Genomic DNA, 1,201 nt, shown 5'->3' with positions numbered 1-1,201 from the left:
TGTATTAGTCGCGACTTGATCTGACACATGACCTTGAAAGGTTGAGAGTTACCGGTTTTGATATGGGTGTCGAATCCTTATACAAAACACGAGGTAACTCTCATGCTTCATACTAACAATCCTGTCATCAAACACAAAACAGGTTTGCTCAATCTGGCCGAAGAACTCAGCAATGTGTCAAAAGCCTGTAAAATCATGGGTGTCTCACGCGATACGTTTTACCGTTATCGGGAGCTGGCTGATGAAGGTGGCGTGGATGCACTGATTAACCGCAGTCGGCGTGCTCCCAATATCAAAAACCGTACTGATGATATCACTGAGCAGGCCGTTGTTGATTACGCTATCGCGTTCCCTGCGCATGGTCAGCACCGGAGCAGTAATGAATTGCGTAAACAAGGCGTTTTTATCTCAGGAAGCGGCGTCCGTTCTGTCTGGCTGCGTCACTCACTTGAGAACTTCAAAAAGCGGCTGAAAGCGTTGGAAGAAAAAGTGGCCCATGACGGTATCGAACTGACTGAAGCACAGATAGTGGCACTGGAGCGTAAAGCCAGTGATGACCAGGAATGTGGTGAAATCGAAACCGTCCATCCCGGCTATCTGGGTTCACAGGATACGTTCTACGTCGGCAATCTGAAAGGCGTCGGGCGTATTTATCAGCAGACCTTTGTTGATACATACTCAAAGGTTGCTCACTGCAAGCTGTATGTCACCAAAACCCCGATTACTGCGGCTGACCTGCTGAATGACCGTGTGCTCCCCTTTTACGAGTCGCATGGCCTGCCAATGCTGAGAATACTGACCGACAGAGGCACAGAGTTCTGTGGCAAAGTGGAGCAACATGATTACCAGCTCTACCTGGCGATAAATGACATCGACCACACGAAAACCAAAGCGATGTCACCGCAGACAAACGGTATCTGCGAGCGGTTCCACAAAACGATACTGAACGAGTTTTATCAGGTCACGTTCCGTAAAAAGCTGTATGGTGAGCTCGATACATTACAATCGGATCTTGATGAATGGCTGGCTCACTATAATAATGAGCGAACTCATCAGGGGAAAATGTGCTGTGGCAGAACGCCAATGGAAACGTTGCTTGATGGAAAGCGCATCTGGGCAGAGAAGAATTTAAACCAGATGTAATCTGACAGATACCTGTATAAATAATCGGTAACTGTCAGATCAGGTCTGAGCTAATACA

Annotated in this window: 1 protein-coding gene; it reads left to right on the top strand. The window is 47.5% G+C overall.

Annotated elements, in window-relative coordinates; all coding sequences use genetic code 11:
• Positions 1 to 102: 102 nt before the first annotated feature.
• On the top strand, positions 103 to 1,143 hold the full coding sequence (locus IV04_RS24500) for an IS481 family transposase (RefSeq protein WP_037404716.1): 1,041 nt from the start codon (positions 103 to 105) through the stop codon (positions 1,141 to 1,143).
• The last annotated feature ends 58 nt before the right edge of the window (positions 1,144 to 1,201 follow it).

It is taken from the genome of Serratia sp. Ag1 (genome assembly GCF_000743355.1).
Taxonomy (GTDB): Bacteria; Pseudomonadota; Gammaproteobacteria; order Enterobacterales; family Enterobacteriaceae; genus Chania.
This window is presented reverse-complemented; position numbering and strand designations above follow the sequence as displayed.

What these genes read in the sequence shown, in the direction of transcription:
- IV04_RS24500 (WP_037404716.1), top strand. Translation starts at nt 103, where the DNA reads ATGCTTCATACTAACAATCCTGTCATCAAACACAAAACAGGTTTGCTC.